This window comes from Winogradskyella pacifica, from assembly GCF_013403915.1.
Taxonomy (GTDB): Bacteria; Bacteroidota; Bacteroidia; order Flavobacteriales; family Flavobacteriaceae; genus Winogradskyella; species Winogradskyella pacifica.
Window position 1 is genome coordinate 308389 of record NZ_JABFDI010000002.1, and the last position, 21700, is coordinate 330088.

Annotated in this window: 17 protein-coding genes; 5 read left to right on the top strand and 12 right to left on the bottom strand. The window is 33.0% G+C overall.

All coding sequences use genetic code 11. From position 1 onward, the window contains the following. Window positions 1-46 precede the first annotated feature (46 nt). The 3 genes from HM984_RS03025 to HM984_RS03035 all read left to right on the top strand — a co-directional run bounded on the left by HM984_RS03025 (window position 47) and on the right by HM984_RS03035 (window position 3661). Entirely contained in the window at window positions 47-805 is a 759-nt protein-coding gene (locus tag HM984_RS03025) for a polysaccharide biosynthesis/export family protein (RefSeq protein ID WP_179348072.1), read from the top strand. 1 nt (window position 806) lies between these two features. Next, window positions 807-3143 carry a GumC family protein gene (locus tag HM984_RS03030; RefSeq protein ID WP_179348073.1) on the top strand — a complete coding sequence of 779 codons (2337 nt, stop codon included), beginning with the start codon at window positions 807-809 and terminating at the stop codon, window positions 3141-3143. A 98-nt stretch (window positions 3144-3241) separates the two neighbouring features. Further along, window positions 3242-3661, top strand: coding sequence for a CBS domain-containing protein (locus HM984_RS03035; RefSeq protein WP_179348074.1), 420 nt, complete (start codon window positions 3242-3244; stop codon window positions 3659-3661). Window positions 3662-4095: 434 nt separating this feature from the next. Here the strand turns inward: HM984_RS03035 and rpe are convergent, their stop codons facing one another. The 9 genes from rpe to rpsO all read right to left on the bottom strand — a co-directional run bounded on the left by rpe (window position 4096) and on the right by rpsO (window position 14067). Then, window positions 4096-4758 (bottom strand): ribulose-phosphate 3-epimerase, encoded by a 663-nt coding sequence (rpe, locus tag HM984_RS03040; protein WP_115807784.1) that lies wholly within the window; start codon window positions 4756-4758, stop codon window positions 4096-4098. A gap of 297 nt (window positions 4759-5055) precedes the next feature. Then, window positions 5056-5919 carry a sigma-70 family RNA polymerase sigma factor gene (locus HM984_RS03045; RefSeq protein ID WP_020895716.1) on the bottom strand — a complete coding sequence of 288 codons (864 nt, stop codon included), beginning with the start codon at window positions 5917-5919 and terminating at the stop codon, window positions 5056-5058. Window positions 5920-6014: 95 nt separating this feature from the next. Then, window positions 6015-6389, bottom strand: a complete 375-nt coding sequence (locus HM984_RS03050) for a hypothetical protein (RefSeq protein ID WP_115807783.1) — start codon at window positions 6387-6389, stop codon at window positions 6015-6017. 88 nt (window positions 6390-6477) lie between these two features. Then, the gene (locus HM984_RS03055; RefSeq protein ID WP_179348075.1) at window positions 6478-7677 is read right to left on the bottom strand and encodes a glutamate-5-semialdehyde dehydrogenase; all 1200 of its coding nucleotides are present in this window, start codon (window positions 7675-7677) and stop codon (window positions 6478-6480) included. 103 nt (window positions 7678-7780) lie between these two features. After that, window positions 7781-8560, bottom strand: a complete 780-nt coding sequence (proB, locus tag HM984_RS03060; RefSeq protein ID WP_115807781.1) for a glutamate 5-kinase — start codon at window positions 8558-8560, stop codon at window positions 7781-7783. A 7-nt stretch (window positions 8561-8567) separates the two neighbouring features. Beyond that, the gene (gene proC, locus HM984_RS03065; RefSeq protein ID WP_179348076.1) at window positions 8568-9374 is read right to left on the bottom strand and encodes a pyrroline-5-carboxylate reductase; all 807 of its coding nucleotides are present in this window, start codon (window positions 9372-9374) and stop codon (window positions 8568-8570) included. A gap of 297 nt (window positions 9375-9671) precedes the next feature. Next, window positions 9672-11108, bottom strand: coding sequence for a glycosyltransferase family 2 protein (locus HM984_RS03070; RefSeq protein WP_179348077.1), 1437 nt, complete (start codon window positions 11106-11108; stop codon window positions 9672-9674). 241 nt (window positions 11109-11349) lie between these two features. Next, window positions 11350-13605, bottom strand: coding sequence for a polyribonucleotide nucleotidyltransferase (locus tag HM984_RS03075; RefSeq protein ID WP_179348078.1), 2256 nt, complete (start codon window positions 13603-13605; stop codon window positions 11350-11352). Between the two features lie 192 nt (window positions 13606-13797). Then, the gene (rpsO, locus tag HM984_RS03080) at window positions 13798-14067 is read right to left on the bottom strand and encodes a 30S ribosomal protein S15 (RefSeq protein WP_020895709.1); all 270 of its coding nucleotides are present in this window, start codon (window positions 14065-14067) and stop codon (window positions 13798-13800) included. Window positions 14068-14258: 191 nt separating this feature from the next. On the opposite strand from rpsO, the gene HM984_RS03085 reads away from it, so the two are divergent. Together HM984_RS03085 and HM984_RS03090 are read left to right on the top strand one after the other, a co-directional pair. Continuing rightward, window positions 14259-15365 (top strand): sensor histidine kinase, encoded by a 1107-nt coding sequence (locus HM984_RS03085; RefSeq protein WP_179348079.1) that lies wholly within the window; start codon window positions 14259-14261, stop codon window positions 15363-15365. A gap of 133 nt (window positions 15366-15498) precedes the next feature. Beyond that, the gene (locus tag HM984_RS03090) at window positions 15499-16611 is read left to right on the top strand and encodes a sensor histidine kinase (RefSeq protein WP_179348080.1); all 1113 of its coding nucleotides are present in this window, start codon (window positions 15499-15501) and stop codon (window positions 16609-16611) included. Window positions 16612-16680: 69 nt separating this feature from the next. On the opposite strand, the gene accD is transcribed toward HM984_RS03090, so the two are convergent. From accD to tamL, 3 genes are all read right to left on the bottom strand, one after another. After that, window positions 16681-17538, bottom strand: a complete 858-nt coding sequence (accD, locus tag HM984_RS03095; protein ID WP_115807775.1) for an acetyl-CoA carboxylase, carboxyltransferase subunit beta — start codon at window positions 17536-17538, stop codon at window positions 16681-16683. Between the two features lie 298 nt (window positions 17539-17836). After that, window positions 17837-18904: a class II fructose-bisphosphate aldolase gene (fbaA, locus tag HM984_RS03100; RefSeq protein WP_115807774.1), complete on the bottom strand. Its 1068-nt coding sequence runs from the start codon at window positions 18902-18904 to the stop codon at window positions 17837-17839. A gap of 160 nt (window positions 18905-19064) precedes the next feature. Continuing rightward, window positions 19065-21596, bottom strand: a complete 2532-nt coding sequence (gene tamL / locus HM984_RS03105) for a translocation and assembly module lipoprotein TamL (RefSeq protein WP_179348081.1) — start codon at window positions 21594-21596, stop codon at window positions 19065-19067. Window positions 21597-21700: the final 104 nt, after the last annotated feature.

A 21700-nucleotide genomic window follows, 5' to 3' on the forward strand; every position in this document is an offset into this window, starting at 1 on the left:
ATAGCTTTATTGCACTTATATTTGTCACCTTATTAAACACTTACAAATGTCCAAATACTTTTATAGTTTATTCTGCTGTATATTAATCTCTTCTTGTGTCAGTCCGAAAGAAATTTTATATCTTCAAGATGCAGAACAGTATACGAATAAGGAAATTAGTTATGCTAATGCAAGAATCTTACCTAATGATGTGTTGCGTATTACGGTAAGTGCCTTAGTTCCTGCGTCCGTAATTCCTTATAATAAGGTGTCGGCTAGCGCTGGTGGTGTCAGTGTTGATTTATTGCAGCTTGATGGCTATTTAGTGTCTGAAAACTTAACTATTAATTTTCCTGTTTTAGGGATATTGTCTGTGGCTAATATGACAACTCAGAATTTTTCTGAGTTCCTTAAAAAGAAACTAGAGAATGAGGGGCATCTGAGAAATCCTACAGTAGATGTTAGATTAATTAATGCTAAAGTGACTGTGTTAGGGCAAGTGAATCAGCCTGGTACTTTTAATTTTACAGAACAGAATATAACCTTATTACAAGCTTTGGGGTATGCTGGTGATTTGACCATTAATGGTAAACGTGAGGATGTAATGATTATGAGAGATGAAGAAGGGGTGAGGCAGATTACGCATATAGATTTGACGTCCGCGGATTGGTTAGAGGGACCTTATAATTTTATTAAACCTAACGATGTGATCATTGTTAATCCTAATAACCCTGAAGTTAAAAGTGCTGGTTTTATTGGGAATGTAGGGACATTATTGTCTGTAGTTTCTATTTTATTAACTTCAGTGGTCTTAATTACGAAATAAGATGAGTCAGATGGAAGAGAGTAATTACCAAAAAAGTGCTGATCAAGGGGAATTTATAAAAACGGAAATTCGTAAATATTTACGATATTGGTATTGGTTTGCTTTAGGTAGTGTAGTGGCACTTATAGGGGCTTTTATATATTTGAGATATACACCAAAGGTGTACAGTGCAAGCGCAAAAATTAAGATTTTAAATAAGACGAAAGGATTAGAATTACCATCATCGGCCTTTATATTTAACCGTTCAAACATTAACTTAGAAAATGAGATAGAAATTCTAAAATCCTATCGCATTATTGAGAATGTTGTGGATCGCCTAGATTTAACGATGCGTTATTTTGATGAAGGAAATGTGCTTACTACAGAAATAAACCATTTGCCGTTTAATATTCTTAAAACAATAAGCAACGATAGTATTTATAGCTGGTCATCTTATAGGATAGAGGTGAAACCTCAGGCATTTGAGGTGACTCCTTTGAGTACTGAGAAATCTATAGTGTTTCCAAATTTTGATACCACAAAAACCAAGCATAATTTACCCTTTGAATTAAGTTGGACTCCTTCAGCAGATAATAAGTCTTTTATAGGAAAAACCTATATTGTTCAATTTGCACCAATAGCTTCTGTTACTGGAGGTTTAAAAGGAGGTGTTACTATTAGTATGCTAGGTAAAGGTAGTGATTTACTACAGTTGAGTTATACCAGTCAGAGTAAAGCTAAGAACGAGCGTATTTTAAACACCTTAATAGATGTGTTTAATGAGGATGGTATTAACGACCGTCAAGATATCTCAAGAAGGACAATCGATTTTATAGATGAGCGCTTTAATCTGATAGAGCGTGAATTAGATTCTATTGAACTTGGTATTAAGGATTATAAGGAAAAGAATAATTTAATTACTTTAGAATCAGATGCAGAATTAGGAATTTCACAACGTACGCTGTCTGACGAGGAGTTGTTTGAAACTGAAAATCAATTAATCCTTTCAGATCTACTTAAGAAAACATTAGAGAAGCCTAATCCTAACTCAGAATTACTTCCGGCTAATATCGGGGTTAATAACTCTAGTATTAATGGCTTAGTCAATAATTATAATACCCTTGTTTTAGAGCGTGATAATTTAATTGTCAGTGCTGGTGAAAACAACCCCAATGTTGTGCTCCTAAACAATAGACTACAAGATTTAAAATCAAATATATTTTCATCTATAGATTCTTACGGGAAACAATTGGAAGCCTCTAAAGCACAATTAACGCGTAAGAATAGGAAGTTTGCATCACAAGTCTATAGTTTACCAGGAAAAGAAAAGAAAATAACGGATATCACGAGACAACGTGAGATAAAACAAACCTTGTATTTGTTTTTGCTTCAAAAACGTGAGGAAGCCGCGATTAACTTGGCAATTACCGAACCTTCAATTAAAGTTGTTGAATATGCCATATCTGGTGGTGGGCCAATATCACCGAACTCTAGAAGCACCTATTTAATGGCGTTCGTTTTGGGCTTAATAGTGCCATTTGGGGTTATCTATGCTTCCGCACTGTTAGATACTAAAATAAAAAGCCGTGAAGATGTTATACAATTGAATTCTAAAGTGCCAATTGTTGGGGAGTTACCAAAAGTGAAATCGGAACAACTTATTTTTAGTAATCCCGAGGATAATTCTACCCAATCTGAAGCATTTAGAATATTAAGTTCTAACGTTAACTATATTCTGCCAGTAAAGAACGATAACAAGGGTAAGGTAATCTATTGTACATCCACGATTAAAGGGGAAGGAAAGACCTATGTGAGTTTAAACTTGTCTTTAGCGTTGTCTAGTATTAATAAAAAGGTATTATTGATAGGTGCGGATTTAAGAAACCCACAAATTCATACACATATTGATCAGGATAAACACAAACCAGGCTTATCCAATTATTTACATGATATTAACTACAATTGGAAAGATGCCTTAATTCGTGGTTTTGAAAAACATCCTAATCACCATATAATCCTTTCGGGAAGTATTCCTCCAAATCCAGCGCATCTACTGACAAATGGACGTTTTACAAAACTGATAGAAGAAGCAAAAGAAGAATACGATTATATTATTGTAGATACAGCTCCAACAATTTTGGTGACCGATACCATGTTAATCTCTCAATTAGCAGATGCAACTATTTATTTAACCCGTGCTAATTATACGGAGAAGAATCTTTTGAAATTTTCTAAAGATCTTTCGGAGTCTGGTAAGTTAAAGAATATGGCTTATGTTATTAATAGTGTAGGTTTAGGGAATTCTTATGGCTACGGTTACAATTATGGTTACAATTACGGTTACGGTAGTAAGGAGTAGTTTCTAAATACATTAGTCTATTTCACAGACGTGATATTTATCATACTTTATCAAGGCTTTATAATTTACTTTTAGTAGTGAATTATAAAAACAAAGTCATGAAAAATATCCAATCAGTTTCTACAATTATGTCAACCAAAATCATTACGCTAAAAAAAGATGATGATCTTGAAACGGCAGAACTTTTATTTAAAAGACATAAAATTCGGCATATTCCTGTAGTGAAGGATGAGGCTATTATAGGAATGTTAAGTTATACAGATTTGTTGCGGATTAGCTTTGCAGATGCCGTAGATGAAACCGAAACGGAGATTGAAACGTTAGTCTATAATATGTTTACAATCGAGCAGGTAATGGCTAAAAATGTGATTACAGTGTCTTCAGATGCAAGTATAAAAGACGTTGCCTTGATTTTAGCTCAAAAAGAATTTCATGCGTTACCTGTAGTGGATGACGGCCGATTAGTTGGAATTGTAACAACTACAGATTTAATCAATTATTTATTAAAGCAATTATAAACTAATGAGTTGCGGTTCATTCCTTGAAGGGAATTGAGTATCTAAAAGTGTATACTAGAAGTTACTTGTGTAGACGGATACAACAAAACAAAGTTTGAGAACTACGTTTAAAAGTACGAGTATAAGTTTTTTTGTAGGAAGCCTTTTTACAAAACCCTTATGATAGTGTATCCATAGATACTCCATAGATACTCCATAGATACTCCATAGATACTCCATAGATACTCCGTAGATACTCCATAGATAGTGTATGGATAGTGTATGGATAATATACATCAACAGATGTAATCAATTATGTATTAAAACATTTGTAAAAAAGAGCACTACAAAATTTAAAGTTGCCGATCTGAGCGCAATCTAAAAAATAGATGTCGAATGTATTGTGATTGCGCTCAATTGGGTATTTTAGTTATGCTATTCGGATCACTTCTCTCTTAAGAGTTAGCTAAATCCTTTAAGGCTTTAATAGTCGCTGTAGGGTTATCACTTTTAAAAACGTGGCTGCCTGCAACAAAAGTATCAGCACCAGCTTCCACTAGCTTTTTGATATTTTTATCAGTAACACCTCCATCGATTTCAATACGTGTATCTAAACCTTGGTCATCTATCATTTTTCGAAGATTTTTAACACGCTTATAAGTAATGTCTTCAAACTTTTGACCACCAAACCCAGGGTTTATAGACATCAATAAAACCATAAAACATTCTGGTAAAATGTCTTCTAAAACAGTTAGAGGTGTGGTTATATTAAGAACAATTCCAGCTTTACAACCAGCATCTTTAATTTGCCTTAATGTTCTATGCAAATGAACGGTAGATTCATAATGTACAGTGATAATATCTGCTCCAACTTTCGCGAATTCTTCAATATAACGTTCTGGTTTTTCAATCATCAAGTGAACGTCTAATGGTTTAGTTGCATGCTTTTTTATAGCAGCAATTACTGGCATTCCATAAGAAATGTTTGGTACAAAGTGACCATCCATTACATCGATATGAAACCAATCGGCATCACTATTATTAACCATTTCAGTATCACGTTGCAAGTTGCCAAAATCGGCTGCTAACATTGAGGGGGCAATTAATTTTGAAGTCATTAAATGAGGTTCTATTAGGTTTATGCAAAGGTAATTAAAATGTGAGGATTAATTTGGTCAATTTTAATTAGAAACCGAAAGATATTAAAAAAGTGAACCCACGGTAATCAGCCGTGGGTTCTTTCATCAATCAAAAAACGAACAGTTATGTTTGTAACTGTTGTTACCTTTATTAGGTTGGTCGTTAAAGATACGAAATCCTAACCTAAATGTGTCTTTATATGTTACTTCAGTATAGGCTATGACCAAAGAATTTGCTTAAATGCTTCGTTGTTTGGTAATTGAGCGCAGTCTGAATTAACCTAAATATGTTTTTAATATTTTACTTCTAGATGTGTGCTTTAAACGTCTAATAGCTTTTTCTTTAATTTGTCTTACACGCTCACGAGTTAATTCGAAAGTTTCTCCAATCTCTTCTAAAGTCATTGGGTGCTGATTACCCAACCCAAAATACAAACGTACAACATCAGCTTCACGAGGTGTTAATGTTTCTAAAGCACGTTCAATTTCAGTTCGTAAAGATTCATGTAATAAATCTCTATCCGGATTTGGGGATTCTCCACTTCGTAATACATCATATAAGTTAGAATCCTCACCTTCTACTAAAGGAGCATCCATACTGACGTGACGACCAGAATTTTTCATAGACTCCTTAACATCGTTAATAGTCATGTCTAATTCTTTAGCGATTTCTTCCGCAGAAGGTGGACGCTCATGGCTTTGCTCTAAAAAGGCAAAAGTCTTATTAATTTTATTAATAGAACCAATCTTGTTTAACGGTAAACGTACAATACGCGACTGTTCCGCTAATGCTTGTAATATAGATTGTCTAATCCACCAAACAGCATAAGAAATGAATTTAAAACCACGTGTTTCATCAAAACGTTGCGCTGCTTTTATTAAACCCAAATTTCCTTCATTTATTAAATCTGGTAATGTTAATCCTTGATTTTGATATTGCTTTGCAACAGAAACCACAAAACGTAAGTTAGCTTTAGTTAATTTTTCTAAAGCGAGTTGATCTCCAGCTTTAATACGTTGAGCTAATTCTACCTCTTCGTCTGCTGTAATAAGATCTACTTTACCAATTTCTTGTAAATATTTATCTAATGATGCGGTTTCCCTATTGGTAACCTGCTTGGTAATTTTAAGTTGTCTCATTTAATTTTAAGATTTGTGTAATTTAAACACAACACGTGTTGCTTTTATTATACGTAAGAAAGCAATAAAATGTTACACAATAATAAAAAAAACTTTTAAATTTTTACCAGTTTTACGGTATCAAGATTAATCGCATCTACAGTTTCATTGGTGAATTTATAATGTCCTTTCATTGTTATGAGTCTAAATCGATAGGATTTAATTTTACTTAAGGTATTTAAAAATAACCATTTTGATTTTAATAATCGGGGCTTTTCAGATTTTAAACTGAGATCAAAAATATGTTTACGTCCCTCTTTCTCTGCAACAATGTCTGGAGTAACATCGATATCACTCCCTTTTTTGTGATAAGATTTAGGCGTTTCATAGCCTTCTAAATCGGCCTTGATATTAGAGTAACCTAAATTTTCAAGATAAGATATTGATGTACTTAATTCTTCCGCGTATTTAATTTTGTCTTGTGTAATCATAACCAATAGTATAAGGTTTTTTTATGTAAAATCCTAATTATTAGGCGTAAAACTTAGAATGAGCGCTTGTTTTAGGTATGTTCAATTTCTAAATTCTAACCTGTCCATCTCCGTAAACATAATATTTATTTGTTACTAATTGGTTTAAACCTAAAGGGCCACGGTGGTGTAATTTATCTGTACTAATGGCTAATTCAGCACCAACTCCCATTTGGCCTCCATCGGTAAATCGTGTTGAAGCATTATGATATACCGCAGCACTATCTACATTGTGCATAAAGGTCATCGCTTCTGTCTTGTCTTCTGTGATAATTGAGGCGGAGTGTTTCCCAGAATACGTGTTAATCATTTCAATGGCGTCATCTAAAGAGTCTACTTCTCCAATAAGTAATTTTAAAGCTAAAAACTCTTCATGCCATATATCTAGATTGGAAACGGTTTCTTTTTCAGATAAAATATGAGATACTTTTTTATCCACTATAATTTCAACCTTATGCTGTTCTAATTTTTCTTGAAGCATTTTTAGTTTGATTTCATATTGTGGTAGGTTCTTATTAACTAGAACTTTGTCTAAAGCATTACATCCAGAGATTTTATCTGTTTTTGCATTGATGATAACGTTCACCGCTTTACTCCAATCAGCATGTTCAGAGACATATAAAAAGTTATTACCTCGTCCGCTTATTAAGACAGCACAGGTAGCATTTGTTTTTACAAAATTGATTAAACGTTCGCCACCACGAGGTACAATTAAATCTAATGGTTCTGTAGGGTTCTTAAGAAAGGCTTGGGTTTCCTCACGTTTTAAATGTAAAAGTTTAATCCAATCTTTAGATAATCCGTTTTCTTCTAAGGCTTCATGCCAGCACTTTTCTAAAATAAGGTTACTATTTAAGGCTTCTTTTCCTCCTTTAAGTAATATTTTATTATTCGCTTTAAATGCTAAAACAGCCGCCTCGATAGTAACATCTGGTCGTGATTCATAAATAATTAGAATAGTACCGAAAGGTGCTGTGGTATTAACAATGTTTAAATTGTTTTTTAAGGTTCTGTTCGTTATTTCTTTTCCAACAGGATCGTCTTGAAGCATCACAGCTTCTACAGCAGCAATCATTTCATCTACCTTTTTATTGTTCACAATTAAACGATCGTATAACGCTTGGTCTTCTTTTTCAAAAGCATTCAAATCTTTTTTATTCGCTTCGATAATAGAGGTTCGTTCACGCTCTAAAATCTGAAGCATTGATTTTAAGACTTTATTTTTTATGTCTGTATTTAAAAGTTTCATGTGTTTTAATTTTATAAACTATCGCATGCCATCAGCTATTAGTCAACTATAAAGATGATAAAGCGTTTAGCATGCTTGTTTTAGTTAGTACTATTGAATTTATTTAGGCACAAATAAACTTAGTCCCCACTTCTTTATTATTAATGATATCCACAATTACATTTGCTTTCTTACCATTAGCGATATACGTAGGAATATTTTTATTGGCTGTGCCTTTCGCAATTTTTAGTTTTGAAGCCATACCACCTCGACCTTCTCCTTCTTTTTTATTTGAATCTTGAACATATTTTTCAACATTCTGATTGGTGATTACCGTATTCAGAATCCTTGAATCATCATCGTCCGGGTTACCATCATAAAGGCCGTCTGTATCCGATAGAATGATTAATCGATCAGCATCAATAAGTTCTGCTACCAAACTTGCTAACTCATCATTGTCAGAAAACATAGACATCGTAAGCGATACAGCATCATCTTCATTAGCGATCGGAATGACACCTTCAGCTAGTAAACCTTCATAACAATTAATCATGTTTTCGCGGTGTTTACCGATATCAAAATCGCGTTTTGTTGCTAATACTTGTGCACATCGCATGCCATAGTCGTGAAAAAGACTATAATAGTGTCTCATCATTCGTGGCTGACCTACTGCAGAATAGACTTGTCGTCTTATGGATTTGTCTTTAATGTTAGTTTCACCTAAAATTTCCATGCCTGCCATCGCAGAACCCGATGAAACCAAGATAACCATAATGTTTTCTTCATATAGGACAGCAATTTGTCTTACCAATTCTCGAAGAACTGGACCTAAAATTCTATTATCTTTATTTGTTAATACGTTGGTACCTACTTTTACGACCACACGTTTTATCTCTTTATCCATAAATTTTTTATTTCTCTTTACCTAATTCAACCGCACGATCAAAAGCCGCATATGCAGCATCTTCAATGAGTTGTTTTACATTGTTATCATCCATAGAATCAATTGCAGCTTGGGTTGTGCCTCCTTTTGATGCCACTTTTTCTATCCAAGATTTTGGTGATATACTATTTTGATTGAAGAGTTCTATAGCTCCTTCAAATGTGCTGCTTACCAAAATTTTAGAATCATAATCTGAGAAGCCCATTTTCTGTGCCGCTTCTAACATAGATTGCATAAAATAAAATACGTAAGCAGGTCCACTTCCAGAAATCCCTGTGGAAGCATCAATGAATTTTTCTGTATTGACATGTATTGATGTTCCTGTGGTATCTAAAAGATTTCTTACCATTAACATTTCTACTTTAGAAACGTCGCTAGACTCTGTGTAGGATGTAACGCCTTTACCAACTTGTGCTGGTAAATTAGGCATTGTTCTAATTACTTTTTTTGCATTCAATTTTTGTTGAATAGTATCTATAGTAACACCTGCCATTAGAGATACAAAAATTTGACTGTCGTTAATCATTAATTTCATCTCTTCAAATAAACCGTCACTATGGTAAGGCTTAACTGCTATAAATACAATATCTGCTTTCGGTAAGCAATCTTCTAAATTATCAAAAACATTAAACCTTAAATCTTTACTGAGGCTTTCTATTTTTTTTGGATCAGTATCATAAATTCTTAAGTTGTGCTTACTAAGGAGTGGTGATTCTGCCATACCTTCTGCATATGTTAAACCCATGTTTCCCGCTCCAATTACTAATACTCTCATAATTTGTTTTTATTTTAACTAACCTTACTGTCAGTTGCTTTAATAGCCGCAATTACTATGCGACAGTGCCAAAATGAAATTATGATTTAAAGAATTTTGATATCCTAAGGTTTTTGTGTGATATGTTATGGTATTGAAAATTTTTAGGACCATTGTTTCCGAAATTGAAATTTGCTAAAAATTTGGCAACTTATATTTATGACAGGTTGTCGGTGACAAAATGGAAATTTAGAATGAAAAAGCCTACAAAAATATAATTTTGTAGGCTTCTAGTTCGTATACTTGAAAATGTGGTATTTACTTCTTTTCTTCTAATCCACGTGTTAACCAGCCTCTTCTGTTGGCTGTTGCAATAGCATATGGGGTAATCCAGAATAAGCCAAATGTAAATAGTATGCTGTAAGAATACGCCCAAAAACCTTCCGTGGTTTTATATTGGCTAGCAAAAAACAATACTGAAAATGTTGAAATTACTAAAATAGTAACTAGAGTAGAACCAATAAAAAGTAAAGGATGTACTATTACAAAGAATAACATCGAAATTAATAATGGATAACTCATTAGTATTTTTAGGAATTGACTGATAAATAAGATTCTAGTTCCAGATTTACCTTTTGCTCTAAAGTTTGTAAAAACGTATTTCGCCATTTCTAGATTTTCCCTCACGTTACTTCGTCCCCAACGGATAAACATTTTATATAAACCCATATATTCCTCTGGGACATTAGTAAAAGCAACAGCATTCTTTTGAAATAATACGTGCTTACCTTGTTTTAATATCATATTTGTCATGGCTCTGTCCTCACCAATATCTGATGGTTGCCCCATAAAAGTTTGATTTATCCATTGTGGTAAACACTCATGAACCGCTGTACTTTTATAGGCAGCCAAAGCTCCTGGTGTACATAAAACAGAATTCAAATTGCTTTCAGCAGAACGTACAAATTCAAAACTTAATACAAAACTTACATCTAACATTTTAGGTAGCATTGCTTTTTTGTTATTTAAAACTCGAATGTTTCCTGCTACGGCACCACAATTTTCATCTTTAACAAATGGACTAACTAAGTTTCTAAGTGTATCTTCTGTAACGATTGAATCACTATCTACAGTGACGTAAATCTCACCTGTACCTAAATTAAACCCACGGTAAAGTGCATGACGTTTTCCTTGGTTTTCAGGTTGTTGGTAAATCTCTAAACGGTCTCCTAATTTTGTTTTAGCATCGAGCATCCAATCCCATGTATCGTCTTTACTGCCGTCGTCAATAGATATAATTTGTATTTTCTCTTTTGGATAATTGCTATTGTCTAAGCTCATTAAGGTATCCCAAACTTGTTTACCTTCATTATAAGCAGGAACAATTACTGTAATAGTTGGTAATTCTTTATCTGAAACGGATGCAATAGGCTTGTATTTAAAATAATTGTAGGCTTTGTAAATAAAGAATGAGACTTTAAAAGCCATAAGTGTCGTTGCTAAAACAATAAATGAATATCCTATTGTGGTACTCATTTTGTCTAGATTTAATTGTTCAAAATCACCATAAAAGACAGAAAGGAAATACACACCCAAAAGCATAAGTAAAAATGTACTGAAGAGTACAATTTTGTTGTAAGGATTTTCTGTTATTGATTTACTGTTAAGAAAAGAATTGAAACCGTTAGATATTTTTTTAGTTCTGCTTTTCGTGTTTGAAAGTATAATATTTGAAGTTGGTTTTTCTGAAGCCATAAATAATAAAGTGTTAGGTTTTTGATTGATTAACTAAAACAGATGTACGTTCACTTATTGACTTTAGACTTTTTTTAATTTTTATTTAACATAACGAGAGTGAAGCCTAGAAGGGGATTCCTGGATATTTAAACACAAAAAACAGATGACTTATTAACTTTTTTGAATTTCATTTTAACGCAAAAAGAAACCCTAAATAGAAAAATCTATTTAGGGTTTTTATAAAGTTTAGAATTAAGAATTAATCCTCCCTCTTATCTTCTCTAGGCTTACGATCATCACGTCTGTTATCACGTCCACGATTATCTCTTCCTCTATTATTATCACGTCCACTAGGACGTTTATCATCTCTTGGTGGTCTTGCTACATAACCTTCTGGTTTTGGCAAAATTGCTTTACGAGATACTTTCTCTTTACGTGTTCTTGGATCTTGTCCGAAATACTTCACATCAAAAACGTCTCCCATGTTTACAACATCAGATACATTTTCTGTACGTTCCCAAGCTAACTCAGATACGTGTAATAATACTTCGTTTCCTGGTGCATCTAAATACTCAACAACAGCACCAAAATCTAACATTTTGATAACTTTTACTTCGTATACGCTACCAACTACAGGCTTAAATAAAATAGCATCGATTTTTGCCATTACAGCATCAATACCTTTTTTACCAACACCTAAGATTTCAACAATACCTTCTTCAGTTACTGGATCTTCGTTTATAACGATAGTCGTCTCAGTTTCTTTTTGCATTTCCTGAATAACTTTTCCACCAGGTCCAATTAAGGCTCCGATAAATTCGTTAGGAACACGTCTTGTCACCATTGTAGGCGCATGTTCTTTAACGTCAGCATTAGGTTTAGCAATTGTATCTGTCAATTTCTCTAAGATATGTAAACGGCCAGCACGTGCTTGTTGTAAAGCATTTACTAAAATCTCGTAAGACAACCCTTTTACTTTAATATCCATTTGACACGCTGTGATACCATCAGCAGTACCTGTAACTTTGAAATCCATATCTCCTAAGTGATCTTCATCACCTAAAATATCAGATAATACAGCGTACTTTCCAGAGTTTGCATCAGAAATTAATCCCATTGCAATACCAGAAACTGGTTTTGTCATTTGAACCCCAGCATCCATTAACGCCATTGTACCAGAACAAACTGTTGCCATAGAAGAAGAACCGTTAGATTCTAAAACTTCAGAAACAACACGTACTGTGTAAGGACAATCTGCAGGAATCATTCCTTTTAATGCACGTTGTGCTAAATTACCATGTCCTACTTCTCTACGAGATGTTCCACGGATTGGTCTAGCTTCTCCTGTACAAAAAGGAGGGAAGTTATAATGCAAATAGAAACGCTCTTCACCTTCTTGAGATGGCATATCTATTTGGTTTGCATCTCTAGAAGTCCCTAAAGTCACTGTTGCTAGCGCTTGAGTTTCTCCACGTGTAAAAACTGCAGAACCATGAGTCGATGGTAAGTAATCTACTTCACACCAGATTGGTCTAATTTCGTCAGTCTTACGACCATCTAAACGCAACCCTTCATTTAAGGTTAAATCTCTAATCGCAGCTTTTTCAGCTTTACGATAATAATCAGAAACTAAACCACCATAATCTGCTAATTCTTCTTCAGAAAAAGTAGCTTTAATATCTTCTTTTATTTGTTGAAAAGCAGCACTTCTTTCATGCTTAGCAGATCCTGCTTTTGCAATAGCATATACTTTATCGTATGCCATGTCGTGCACTTTCTTCTCTAAATCTTCATCTGTTCTTTCAGCTTCATATTCACGAACGTCTTTCTTTCCAAATGCTTCTGCTAATCTTAATTGAGCAGCACATTGTACTTTAATCGCTTCGTGTGCAAACTTAATAGCATCAGCCATTTCTTCTTCAGAAATCTCATCCATTTCACCTTCTACCATCATTACTGAATCTGCAGAAGCACCAATCATCATGTCCAAGTCAGACTCTTCCATTTGTGCTGGTGTTGGGTTGATTACAAATTCTCCGTTTACACGACCAACTCTAGCTTCAGAGATAGCACATTCAAAAGGGAAATCTGATAATTGGATTGCAGCAGAAGCCGCTAATCCTGCCATAGCATCTGGCATAACTTCTGGATCGTGAGACATTAACTGAATCATCACCTGAGTTTCAGAATGATAATCTTTTGGGAATAAAGGACGTAAAACTCTGTCCACTAAACGCATTGTTAATACTTCTCCATCACTAGGTCTTGCTTCTCTTTTGAAGAAACCACCTGGATAACGACCAGCAGCAGCAAATTTTTCTCTATAGTCTACCGTTAATGGTAAAAAATTAAGGTCTTTTTGCTCGTAATTGGAAACAACTGTACATAATAACATACATTTTCCTGATTGCACAACAACGCTACCATGCGCTTGTTTTGCTAATTTTCCGGTTTCGATAGAAATTTCTCTACCGTCACCAAGGTCTATGACCTCTCTAAAAACTTTTGGAATCATAAATTTTTTAATTCTAAATTAAACAATGGTCGTTGTGTTGTTGTGTAGTTGTTGTTGATGACCAATGAAAAACCGCGAATCCTAAAATCATTTTAGGATTTTTCTGCTATTTTTTTTACGATTGTTTTACTCTTACGTTTGAGTTATATAAAAACAAAAAGCCACGCTAAATGCGTGGCCTTTATATTGAGATTATTTTCTTAATCCTAATTCTTTAACTATCGCACGATATCTTAAGACATCTTTCTTAGTTAAGTAATCTAATAAGCTTCTTCTCTTACCTACTAACATTACTAAAGAACGTTCCGTATTGTAATCTTTACGGTTTTTCTTTAAGTGTTGTGTTAAGTGTTCTATTCTATGTGTGAATAATGCAATCTGTCCTTCTGCAGAACCAGTATTCTTTGCGTTACCACCATGTTTAGTGAATAATTCTTCTTTTGCTTTTTGATCTAAATACATGCTAATATTATTGTAAATGATTTTTATGTACACGAAAGCCTCTCTTTCGAGCGGCAAATATACTACTTTTTTGTGATTTGGGATTTTTTTCGTAACTTTTTGATATCCTAAAGAGTATAATTATGTCCTAATTAAAATTTCCCTAATAGCAAAATAGCTTTCAATTGATTAATCCTTATTAAACGATATGTATGAAAGTTTCAAATCATCTGAGGAATTTCTCTAACGCTTACGACGTATTAGAGCGCACGTTTAACAATACCTATAACGGTATTGCTATTGTGAATTTAAATGGGAATTGGTTAAAAGTTAATGAAAGCGTCTGCGATATTTTTGGATATACGCGATGGGAACTATTTAATATGGACATTAATAACATTGTTTATGCTCAAGATCTTGGTGTTCACGAAGAAAAATTTGAAAACCTTATTAATGGTAAAATTGACAAATACCGTGTAAAGCAGCGCTATTTTCATAAAGATGGTTCTATTATTTGGATGTTAATTTCGGTGTCTTTGGTCTATTTTAAGGAAGGAAAACCACACATGATATGGCAGTTTACAGATATTACCAACCGCAAGAAAAGTGAGGACAAATTAAAAACCATGCTAAGTGTTGCCAAAGAACAGAATGAAAGATTAACCTCATTTGCTGATATCGTGACTCATAATTTGAGATCCCACTCTGGTAATCTATCAGCTTTAACAGGGTTTTTAGAGGAAGATTATGCTAATTTGATTGAAAATGAAAATTTTCAATTATTAAAACAAGCAATTGATAATCTTCAAGAAACCGTTTCGCATTTAACACAGGTGGCTAAAATTAGAGAAATTGAGGAGTCTAAAATGGAAGCACTTAATTTGTATGATTATACCGAAAAAGCCACTTACAATATTATAACATTAGCCCAAAACGCTGAAGCTATTATATATAATCATATAGATGATGCTGTTTATATAAAAGGGATACCAGCTTATTTAGATAGTATAATTCTTAACTTTCTAACCAATGCCATTAAATATAGATCTGAAAAAAGAAAACCTATTATAGAATTGAGTTCTGAATTTAGAGATGAATTTGTGGTGCTTAAAATAAAGGATAATGGTTTAGGTATTGATTTAGAAAAATTTGGAGATAAACTTTTTCAAATGTATAATACCTTTCACTGTAATGCCGATGCGATTGGTATCGGACTTTTTATTACTAAAAACCATATTGAATCTATGGGTGGAAAAGTAGAGGTGAAGAGTGACGTAGATGTAGGAACAGAATTTACGATTTATTTTAAGAAACCTTAGATTCAGTTAATTTAAAGCAGTTTAAGGTGTTACTTCGTAAATTTTTAGCTTTTATGATAACTTAATAATCTATTGAGTTAAAACTAATTAATAGTATATTCTAATTTTGGTATTCAATATTCAACGCTATTTCATGCCAAAAAATCTCGATAGATTAAAAGACAAAGTATTTCAAAATATTTTTGATAATGCAAATGGAGGGATTTCTATTGTGAGTCCTGAAGGGGTATGGATTAAGGTTAATCAAAGTATTGTCGATTTATTAGGATATGAGGAAGAGGAACTATATCAGCTCAACTTCAGAGATATTACCCATCGTGATGACTTAGAATTGGACTTAGCACATATGAAGCAACTAATTGATGGGGAGATTGAGGACTATCAAATAGAGAAAAGATACTTTCATAAAAAGGGTTATGTCGTTTGGGCGCTATTATCCGTTTCGTTAGTTAGAGATGAAGCTAATGAACCTATTTATTTTATTGCTCAAATAACAGATATTTCGACTCAAAAATCAGCGACATGGCATTTGGAGTTTTTAATAAATGTTATTAAAGGTCAAAACGAAAAATTAAAAGATTTCGCCCATATTGCTACTCACGATATAAGAACACATGTCGGTAATTTATTTTCAATTACGGAATTTCTTGAAGAGGAATTTGAAGGCAGGTTAAAATCTAGTGAAAATTATAAAATGTTAAAGGGCTCTTTAACGAATCTCGATGAAACTATAAATCATCTTAATTTAATGAGATTAGACAAGCCTAAAAAATTTAATATTCTGAACAAGCTCTCGTTGCATAAGTATATTGAAAATTCTATTTATAACGTTAGTGCTATAGCGAAAAGGGAAAAGTGTAAAATTATAAATAAGGTCGATCGCGGATTTTCTATTATGGGAATTGAAGCTTATATCGATAGTATTATTCTCAATTTTCTTACAAATTCAATTAAATACAAATCGAATCAGAGATTGGCTACCATTGAACTTTCAAGTAGTTTAATAGATGAATTCGTTGTGCTTAAAATTAAAGACAATGGTTTAGGAATTGATTTAAAATCTAATTTCAATAAGCTTTTTACTTTAAATGGCACTTTTCATGAACATCCAGACTCGAGAGGCGTCGGGTTATATATTACCAAAAATCATATTGAAAGTATCGGTGGTAAAATAGAAGTAGAAAGTACGGTTAATGAAGGTACTTGTTTTTCTGTTTACTTTTTAAGTGGCTTAAATACTGCGTAGCTTTAATGATATATCAAAATTGAAGCAAAAAAAAAGAGGTGTTTTTACACCTCTTTCTTCGTTTTTTATTTAAGCTCTTACAGGTTGATTTTTTATTAAATCAATATAAAGATTCACTTGTTTCTTAAGATCCTTACGATGTGTAATAAAATCTAAGAATCCATGTTCTAATAAAAATTCTGAAGTTTGAAATCCTTCAGGCAATTCTTTTCCTGTAGTATCTCTTACAATTCTAGGGCCAGCAAAACCAATTAATGCTCCAGGTTCTGCAATATTAATATCTCCTAGCATCGCAAAAGAAGCCGTTGTACCACCCGTTGTAGGATCTGTACATAAAGAGATATAAGGAATACCAGCATCTGCCATCTGAGCAAGCTTAACTGAAGTCTTCGCTAATTGCATTAATGACAAAGCGGCCTCCATCATACGTGCACCACCAGATTTACTTATAATCATTAATGGTAACTTCTTCTTTATAGCATAGTCTGCTGCTCTAGCAATCTTTTCACCGACAACACTTCCCATTGAACCACCAATAAAAGCAAAGTCCATACATGCAATAACTAAATCTTCACCTTTAGATTTACCAACAGCTGTACGTACCGCATCTTTAAGATTCGTTTTTGCTTGTGCAGCTTTTAAACGGTCTGGGTATTTTTTAGTGTCTTCAAATTTAAGTGGATCCTTAGATGTTAAATTAGCATCTAATTCGGTGTACTTATTGTCATCAAAAAGAATTTGAAAATATTCATTACTTCCAATCCTTACGTGATATCCATCTTCTGGACTTACATAGAAATTTTGTTCAAGTTCTTTTGTGTCTATTATTTTACCTGTTGGAGATTTATACCAAAGTCCTTTAGGTGTGTCCTTTTTTTCTTCTGTTGAGGTATGAATACCTTTATCTTTTCTTTTAAACCAAGCCATATGAGGTTACGATTTTAATCCTTCGATACTACTAGTTAGACGCTTTGGCTATGATTAGCAAAAGCTTTAATTAGTTAAAGTCTCAGGACAGGTTTACGATTATTGATTTTAATCTCTAATCGGTATTTTTAGTTCGTTTTATGTTGCTATTAAATAGCGTACAAACTTACTATTTTATTAAATATAACTCAAAAATAGAGAAAAGTATCTCAATATTCGAGTTTTATTAACCAATAAAAACCCATTAAAACTCTGATTTTGAGTTCTAATGGGTCGATAAATATTTAGTAAAATAAACTTATAATGTGTCTACATTGTTTAAATCTTCGAATGCTTTTTTAAGTCTTTCTACAAATGCATCTTCACCTTTACGTAACCAAACACGAGGATCGTAGTACTTTTTGTTAGGTACATCACTTCCATCAGGGTTTCCGATTTGAGTTTGTAGATAATCCTTTTTATCTTGTACATAATCTCTAACACCGCTTAAAAATGCATATTGCATATCGGTATCGATATTCATTTTGATAACTCCGTAGCCAATTGCTTCTCTAATTTCTTCTACTGTAGAACCAGATCCACCATGGAATACAAAATCAATATGATTGTGAGGTAAATTATGTTTTTTAGATAAGAATTCTTGAGAGTTCTTTAATATTTTTGGTGTTAATTTTACATTTCCTGGCTTATAAACACCATGAACATTACCAAAAGCAGCTGCAATAGAAAATTGATCACTTACTTTGCTTAATTCTTCGTAAGCATAAGCTACTTCTTCTGGTTGTGTGTATAACTTAGAATCATCTACATCAGTGTTATCAACACCATCTTCTTCTCCACCTGTAATACCTAATTCAATTTCTAAAGTCATACCAATTTTGCTCATGCGCTCAAGGTATGTTTTACAAATTGCTATATTTTCTTCTAAAGGTTCTTCAGATAAATCAATCATATGAGAACTATATAATGATTTTCCTGTTTCCTTGTAATGTTGTTCACTGGCATCTAATAAACCATCAATCCAAGGTAATAATTTCTTTGCACAATGGTCTGTATGTAAAATCACTGGAACACCGTAAGCTTCTGCCATAAGGTGAACATGTTTTGCGCCAGCAATAGAGCCTGCTATAGCTGATTTTTGATCTTCATTACTTAAGCTTTTACCTGCGTTAAATTGTGCTCCACCATTAGAAAATTGAATAATAACTGGTGCATTTAATGCTTTTGCAGTTTCTAAAACAGCATTTATAGTGTTAGAGCCAATGACATTTACAGCTGGTAAAGCATAGCCTTTTTCTTTAGCATGGTTAAAAATATTCTGAACTTCTTTTCCTGTGGCAACTCCAGGTTTAATATTATGACTCATAATTTTTTGAATTGAAATTTTATGTTATCAAAAATACGTAAAATTTCAGTATTTATGATGTCTAAACAGTTATAAAATGTCGAAAACGTTGTAGTGTGAAGGGAATAATATACTCGAGGATTTTTTCAGTTTTAATGCCTAACAATCAAAAAATGAATTCCTAAAAAGGATAATTGATACCGATATTATATACGGCGTTTCTGAAATTATAATCTCTAAACCATCGTTTATTCTCATCTAGTGAAGGGTCGTAAGTTTTAAAACCAGTATCAAAACGTAGTACAAAAAAATCGAAATCATAACGGATTCCAAAACCAGAACCTATTGCAATATCTTTTAAAGAATTAAAATTAGTAAATGTGGCTGCATCTTCTGTAACGTTATCTAAAACATTCCAAATATTACCAGCATCTATAAAAATAGCTCCTTGAAACGACCCAAGTAAACTAAATCGTTGTTCGGCACTTAAGTGAATTTTAAAGTTGGCTTCATTGAATTCATTAGTGGTTTGGGAGCTTCCTGGTCCTAAGTTATAAGCCGTCCAAGCTCTGTTGTCATTTGGGCCACCAGCGAAAAAACTCTCAGCAAAAGGAATACTGTTAGAGTTGCCATATGGAATAGCAATACCAGCATAGCTACGAAACGCTAAAACGTTTTTATTACCCAAATCGACATACTTAACATAATCTATTTCTGACTTAATGTATTGCGAGAATGCGACGCCAAATACTTCGTAATTACCAGCGTCGTTTTTAGTGTTTCCTGTCATGCTCGAAATACTAGACAGTAGATTTCCAGCTAATTCAATTCTCCACTTAATAACGGAGAAGTCGTTGTCAAAAATGTTTTTTCTTTTATCTTTTTTGTAATCGAAACTTGTTGAAAATATAAGGTTGTTTTCCGTAAGTCGTTCTTTTCGTTCTTCAATATTATTTACAGATAGATAATCATCATCACTCGATGTTAAACTTGTGTTACCACTTAAAACATCATTAATAAATATATTAGCAGGCGAATATTGATTTGTTAAACTTTCATCATAAAGGCTAGCGTCGCTATCAATATAACCAATGTCTCGGGCAATGCTATTTAGACTTGAAAAAGAATTGGTGTAAACCCCAAAGTAATTACTAGTGTTTAAATTTTTGACATAATTAATATTAAATAAGTCTACAGAATTAGTCACCGTAGTTGATGGAAACCAATTATAACTAAATATACCAGAAAGGGCTTGTTTATCTAATCCAATATTTTGTTGGCTTGTTGCAGATAAGTTAATGATGGTATTAGGCGACATGTATTTAGGTATAATCTTATCTGTATTAAATGGGCTGAATAATCTCGGGATCGTTAAACGAATATTTCCTCCAAATTCATTAATATCAAAGAAAGAATCCTCTAGAACATTTCGAGTTTTAGACGCGCCGATGGCTGCGATACCTGATATTTCTAAGGACTCTGCGCCTCTAAAAACATTCCTTATTTTTAAACCTGTACCAAATGAGAATCCTATGGTTTGGATATTACTAGTGTTAATTTCAGGATCAAAACTTAAAGCATATTTCTTTTTTGGTTCTAAAAATATATTAGCCGTAAGGGTTGTGTCATTTTCGTTTTCAATAAAATCAATATTCGGATATCTAAACATTTGCAAATCGTTGAGATAGCGCGATGTTCTACTTCTTGCTAAATCGCTATAATTGTCGCCTGCATTAATGAAAACAGCATCGGTTAATGCCTTAGGTCTAAATTTTAATTTGTCTTTACTGTAAAGGGTAAAGCCTTTGTGAACTGTAGTATCTGAAATCGCTCTAAATCGATTTTCAAAATTGTCATCGGTAAAAATGTTGACTTCTTTAATTTTATAAATTTTAAACGGTGTCGTTGTTGTAGAATCGTCACCTCTAATAGTTCGGTTAGCTATAATTAAATCGGTATTTATTTTATGATTGGTGTTTATAGTATCCATTTCAAAACGGACATAATCTTGCCCAAAATAATAAAAACCAGTATTTCTTAAGTATGTGTTGATGCGTTCTCGCTCGTTTTCGTAATTCTGTTCATCATATTGCTCTCCTTTTTTTAGTAAGGTCGCTTTAATGAGTTTTTTATAAATAGAATCTATTGCCGGACTGCTTATTGAAGGTTTTAAAGAGTCTAAAATATAAGGTTTCTTTTTTGTAACATTATAAGTTACTTGGGCCAACTTAGTACTGTCTTTTTCTACATTGTAAGTCACCTCGTTATTAAACCAACCCTTGCTATAATAATATTTTCTTAAGTTTTTAGACGTTTTTATGGTTTGGTCTTCATTGTAAATAACAGGAGCTTCACCTGTTCGCTTTAACCAAGCATTAAAATCGCGTCGTGATTCTATTTGTTTATCAAATTGCTTTTTAGAAAGTAAAGCTATTCTTCGTTTTACTTTAGTAGAATCACTTAAAACGTTAGCATTTATAATAGAATCGATGTTTGGTCTAGCCAAATTATACACATGAAGTTTTAAAGGAAAGCCTAAAAACTTTCGCATACCAGAGTTTACCTTTTGCGAAATTATATTGTTAATACGTTCGTCAGAGACATGAACACTATCTTCTAGAATTGTATTATTAGTAATAAGATGATTTCCGGCCTTAACTCGTTTTGCAATATTACAAGAACTTACCATTAGTACGCATAGCAACAGTAGCATATAGCGATACAATGACTTTGAGATTGTAATTGATATTAAATTGAATTTTTGCAAACTTAAAAGAGGTATCTTATTTAATTGATTGTTAGTGAAACAAAAATAAT

Coding starts and splice junctions, on each gene's coding strand:
- HM984_RS03025 (WP_179348072.1), top strand. CDS start 47: ATGTCCAAATACTTTTATAGTTTATTCTGCTGTATATTAATCTCTTCT.
- HM984_RS03030 (WP_179348073.1), top strand. CDS start 807: ATGAGTCAGATGGAAGAGAGTAATTACCAAAAAAGTGCTGATCAAGGG.
- HM984_RS03035 (WP_179348074.1), top strand. CDS start 3,242: ATGAAAAATATCCAATCAGTTTCTACAATTATGTCAACCAAAATCATT.
- rpe (WP_115807784.1), bottom strand. CDS start 4,758: ATGACTTCAAAATTAATTGCCCCCTCAATGTTAGCAGCCGATTTTGGC.
- HM984_RS03045 (WP_020895716.1), bottom strand. CDS start 5,919: ATGAGACAACTTAAAATTACCAAGCAGGTTACCAATAGGGAAACCGCA.
- HM984_RS03050 (WP_115807783.1), bottom strand. CDS start 6,389: ATGATTACACAAGACAAAATTAAATACGCGGAAGAATTAAGTACATCA.
- HM984_RS03055 (WP_179348075.1), bottom strand. CDS start 7,677: ATGAAACTTTTAAATACAGACATAAAAAATAAAGTCTTAAAATCAATG.
- proB (WP_115807781.1), bottom strand. CDS start 8,560: ATGGATAAAGAGATAAAACGTGTGGTCGTAAAAGTAGGTACCAACGTA.
- proC (WP_179348076.1), bottom strand. CDS start 9,374: ATGAGAGTATTAGTAATTGGAGCGGGAAACATGGGTTTAACATATGCA.
- HM984_RS03070 (WP_179348077.1), bottom strand. CDS start 11,108: ATGGCTTCAGAAAAACCAACTTCAAATATTATACTTTCAAACACGAAA.
- HM984_RS03075 (WP_179348078.1), bottom strand. CDS start 13,605: ATGATTCCAAAAGTTTTTAGAGAGGTCATAGACCTTGGTGACGGTAGA.
- rpsO (WP_020895709.1), bottom strand. CDS start 14,067: ATGTATTTAGATCAAAAAGCAAAAGAAGAATTATTCACTAAACATGGT.
- HM984_RS03085 (WP_179348079.1), top strand. CDS start 14,259: ATGAAAGTTTCAAATCATCTGAGGAATTTCTCTAACGCTTACGACGTA.
- HM984_RS03090 (WP_179348080.1), top strand. CDS start 15,499: ATGCCAAAAAATCTCGATAGATTAAAAGACAAAGTATTTCAAAATATT.
- accD (WP_115807775.1), bottom strand. CDS start 17,538: ATGGCTTGGTTTAAAAGAAAAGATAAAGGTATTCATACCTCAACAGAA.
- fbaA (WP_115807774.1), bottom strand. CDS start 18,904: ATGAGTCATAATATTAAACCTGGAGTTGCCACAGGAAAAGAAGTTCAG.
- tamL (WP_179348081.1), bottom strand. CDS start 21,596: ATGCTACTGTTGCTATGCGTACTAATGGTAAGTTCTTGTAATATTGCA.